This is a genomic window from Binatus sp. (SeqCode), from assembly GCF_036522015.1.
Lineage (GTDB): Bacteria > Desulfobacterota > Binatia > Binatales > Binataceae > Binatus.
Genome location: NZ_DATDGQ010000091.1, coordinates 1 through 4,131, shown reverse-complemented (window position 1 = coordinate 4,131; position 4,131 = coordinate 1). Strand labels below are relative to the sequence as shown.

Here is a 4,131-nt window from a genome sequence, read left to right as displayed (position 1 = left end):
AGGTTTTTTCGTAGTTCGCGGGCGTCCATCCGTTGAACGACATTGGCTCGTCGGGCAACACCGACGCGAGCGTGAGAGGCGGCGAGAAGGGTGCGCGGTCCGGATCGAGCGCCGCCAGATACACAATCGGCTTGAACGCGGATCCCGGCTGACGCTCGGCATTGGCCGCGCGATTGAACTGGCTCTCGGAATAGTCGCGCCCGCCGATCATCGCCCGAATCGCGCCGGTCTCCGCGTCCATCGCGACCATCGAGGTCTGCAGCCGGCCGTCAGCCTTGGCGCGGCGCAGGCGCTTGTGGTTCTTCTCGAGCGCCGCGATATTGTCGGTCACGGCATCAACCGCGTCGCTCTGAAGTTCGGTGTCCAGGGTAGTGTAAACCTTGAGTCCTTCGAAATGACCGTCGAAGCCGGGAATCCTGGCAACGAACGCGGTCACGAAGTCGGTGAAATACGGCGCGCGGCGCAGCCCGGGCGGCTTGGTGATTTGGATCGGCGTCGCGACGGCAGCGGTGTAGGTGGGGTCGTCGATCACGCCGGCGCGCTTCATGACTGCGAGCACGCTATCGCGCCGCTTGCGGCAAGAATCGGGATGACGCCGCGGGTCGTAGAGGGTGGGAGCCTGGATCATTCCGATCAGCGTCGCCGCTTCCGCCGGGGTCACCTCGGACAGATCCTTGTTAAAAAAATATCGCGCGGCCTGCGGCATCCCGTCGATCGGGGTACCCTCGTATTCGCCCATCGGCACGTCGTTGATGTAGCGTTCGAGGATCTCGTCTTTTCTCAAGCGAATCTCGAGCACCGCGGCGACGGCCAGCTCGCGGAACTTGCGGCTGAAGCTGCGCTCGTGCCGTTCCATAAAGGTGCGCGCGAGTTGCTGGGTGAGCGTACTGGCGCCCTGGGCGAGGCGATGCGAGCGAAAATCGGAAATCGCGGCCTCGACGATTCGGATCGGATCGATTCCCGGATGGTAGTAGAAATAACGATCCTCGTTGGCCAGCAGTCCCTTGACCAGGTAGGGCTTGAGCTGGCCGAGCTGCACCTCGACGCGTTCGGCGGGCGCGCCGGGCAGTAAGCGGCCGATGACTTCAGGCTCGAGCATCGCGTCCGACTTGGCGACGCCGAACGAATCTGCCACGCCGGCGATTCGCGTGCCTTGCAGCGCGATGCGAACCATCTCGGACGGATACTGCCTGGCACCGACTTGAAAAGCGCGCAGGTAAATCGCGATTGCGTTCTTCGCCCGGGTGTACTCTCCGGGAGAATCAGCCGACGCGACCGGCGAATAGCTCAACTGAGCGAGGCGATCGAGCAATCCGCTGCGATCGAGGTCGTCGCCGGCGCGGATCGGGAATGGAGCGGAAAAAATCGCGGAGGTGAGTGCGGCGCGGCGCTGTTCGATCAGCGCAGAAATCTGACCGTACAGCTGAGCGAGGTAAAATCCGAGCGCGAAGAACGCGAGCAGGAATCCGCCGGCGGCGAGATTTCGCACGCGCCATCCGCGAATTCGCCACTCGTGCGGTTTCTTCTTCGCCGGATTCGATTTCGCTGGCTGCCGCCCGCCACCACTCATCAGAGTTTACCGCCTCATCAGTTCGTTAACCGCGTCTCGAAAGCTGATCCATTATGGCACTTCCATTCGCAAGCGACTTCTATTGTTTGTAGCCGAATCGCCGGAGCATCGCGCGCCGCTCCGCCTGATCGCCGACGGCCTCGACGCCTTTGGGCGAACTGCCGTCGATGACGCCGACGACACCGCGTCCGCCCGCTTCCTCTGCGACAATCACGCGCAGCGGGTTCGCGGTCGCGCAAAAGATCGTACACACTTCGCTCACCGACTTGATCTGATTGAGCACGTTGACCGGAAAGGCGTTGCCGAGAATCACGACGAACACGTGACCCGCCCCAATCGCCGAGGCCGCCTGGACCGCAGAATTCTCGAGCGCAGGGTCGGTGCCCGTATGCCGAATCAGGCAAGGCCCCGACGCCTCGCAGAACGCCAGCCCGAACTTGATGCCCGGGACAGCCTGCACCAGGGCCTCGTAAACGTCCTCGACCGTCTTGATGAAGTGCGCCTGGCCGACGATCAGGTTGGCGTCGGCGGGTTTTGCGATTTCGACAATACTCAGTTGCATAGTGCTTGCCCCTAGTAACTATTGCGCGGATGATAGTCTCGTTGACGTGGTGCCGGGAAGTGAGTATCCGGCGATGGAGGCGTGGTGGGGACGGGACTGACACTTCGCGCGAATTCCGGGACACGGCTGCCGTCGTATTTCTACCGGCTCTCGTCGCGCGCACAGCGAACATACCTGAAGAGCGAGAGCGTCGAGCGATTCGACTACGTCGCGAGCGTCGCGGCGCGCAACTCGCTTGACGCGCTGATGCGGGTGCTCGAAACCGGCAACCTGGCGGCCTGCACCACCTGCGCGCGCGCGCTGACAGCGGAAGTTTGCCGGGGCCTCGCGACGCCGCCGGTCAACGTCGAGGTGCGCGGCGTGCGTCCCCGCAACACGCGCGGCGAGCTGCACGGCCTGTTCTATCCTTACGATCCGCGGCTGCGCAGGCAGCCGTACATCGTGCTCTGGATGCGCACGGCGCAGCGCCACGACGTCGTCAAGCCGAAGACTTTCGTGCGCACGCTGATGCATGAAATCGGGCACTACCTTGATTACGCTCATCTGCGACTCGAGGATTCATACCACACGCGAGGATTCTTTCAGCGCGAATCGTCGCTGGTGCGCGCGCTGTTCAATTCGTAGCCTCCCTTGACAGGGGCACCTTCGATGCCAATAGCTATTGTCGCGATGCGCCACGCATCGAGATGACAACAACGCGCATCGGGTGGGGAGATGGCCACTGGCATGGGATTTTTTCAGAGATTGTTTGCGCCGGCCTCGGCGCGCGCGGAATTGCTCGAGGAACTGGCCGCGATCGCCGGGCGCAACCAGGGACTCATCGAGCGCCTGAAGCGTCACGCTTCACTGACTTCGTCGAATATAAAGACCGGAGTCGAAGCCCTCGCCGAAAAGGAAGCCGGGCACCTCAAGGTGCTTCACTCGATTCTCGCCGACAACAATGTCTGGGCGAAATTGCCGGAAGCCGCGCTGCATGACGGCTCGAACAACTGGGCGCGCCTGAGCGGCGACCTCGAGGTGCTGGGCGAGCTGGCGGCTGAACTGCGGCTGAACGCGATGCGGTGGGAGTCGGTCGACGACGGCGTTGCGGCGACGCTGCTGGAGCTGGCGATTGAAGATGAAGTTCGCGAGAGCGAGCTGCGCAAGCTCGCAATGATGTGCGACGCGATGGCGCTCGACTAGTTATGCGGGGTGCGCAGCCCCGCGTCAGGTTCTCTTACAGGTACCGCTCCAACCCCCGCCGCCTGAGCTCCTCGGTGACGCGACCCAACTGCGGCGAGCGATCGCGATGCGCGATCAGGAGCGCGTCGCCAGTATCGACTACGATCAGATCGCGCACGCCGAACAGCACCATCAGGCGCGAATCCGGATGCGCAAGCACGCGCTCCGACTCGAACGCGATCGCATTGCCGCGAATCACATTGCCGTCAGCGCCGGCGACCGCGTCCCACAGCCCGTCCCACGAGCCCACGTCATGCCAGGAAAATCGCGCGCGCACAGAGAGCACGTTGGCGCTCTTCTCCATGATCACGCGGTCGAAGGAATCGTACCGCAGCCGGCCGTACGCGCGCGCGAGTTTCGTCCGCGGCAGTCGGGCGAGCTTTTCCGCAGCGATGCCGAGCGCCGGGGAATGCGCGGCGAACTCGAGCGCCAGCGTTTGCGTCGAAGCAACGAACATCGAGGCGTTCCACAAATAGCGCCCGCTTTTCAGCATCCGGCGTGCGATCGCGAGCGGCGGTTTCTCGACAAACTGCTCAATTCGGAATCCGGCTCCGACCTTTGCGCCAATCTTCTGGTAGCCGTAACCGGTTTCGGGACGAGTCGGCGGAATTCCAATCGCAACTATCGAATGATTCGACGCGGCCAGCGCGATCGCATCGGCCAGCGTGCGGCGATATTGCTCGCCGGTCGCAATGTAGTGGTCAGCCGCCACCGACGCGATGACTCCCTCGCCGAGCCGGCGCGCGATGGTCGCGGCGCCATAGGCGATGGCGACGGC

At 63.4% G+C, this 4,131-nt stretch carries 5 protein-coding genes; 2 read left to right on the top strand and 3 right to left on the bottom strand.

All coding sequences use genetic code 11. The features are described 5' to 3' along the window. Together VIW95_RS03795 and VIW95_RS03790 are read right to left on the bottom strand one after the other, a co-directional pair. Positions 1 to 1,570: transglycosylase domain-containing protein (locus tag VIW95_RS03795; RefSeq protein ID WP_331584084.1), on the bottom strand; the 1,570-nt coding region annotated here is incomplete at its 3' end. A gap of 79 nt (positions 1,571 to 1,649) precedes the next feature. Next, on the bottom strand, positions 1,650 to 2,132 hold the full coding sequence (locus tag VIW95_RS03790) for an adenosine-specific kinase (protein WP_331584083.1): 483 nt from the start codon (positions 2,130 to 2,132) through the stop codon (positions 1,650 to 1,652). 84 nt (positions 2,133 to 2,216) lie between these two features. Here VIW95_RS03790 and VIW95_RS03785 point away from each other — a divergent pair, with 84 nt between their 5' ends. Next, complete coding sequence (locus tag VIW95_RS03785) at positions 2,217 to 2,756, top strand: hypothetical protein (RefSeq protein WP_331584082.1); 540 nt, start codon at positions 2,217 to 2,219, stop codon at positions 2,754 to 2,756. 90 nt (positions 2,757 to 2,846) lie between these two features. Beyond that, positions 2,847 to 3,314, top strand: a complete 468-nt coding sequence (locus tag VIW95_RS03780; RefSeq protein ID WP_331584081.1) for a hypothetical protein — start codon at positions 2,847 to 2,849, stop codon at positions 3,312 to 3,314. Between the two features lie 34 nt (positions 3,315 to 3,348). Here the strand turns inward: VIW95_RS03780 and VIW95_RS03775 are convergent. Continuing rightward, positions 3,349 to 4,131, bottom strand: a 783-nt coding sequence (locus tag VIW95_RS03775) for a mannose-1-phosphate guanylyltransferase (RefSeq protein WP_331584080.1), incomplete at its 5' end; no start/stop codon positions are given.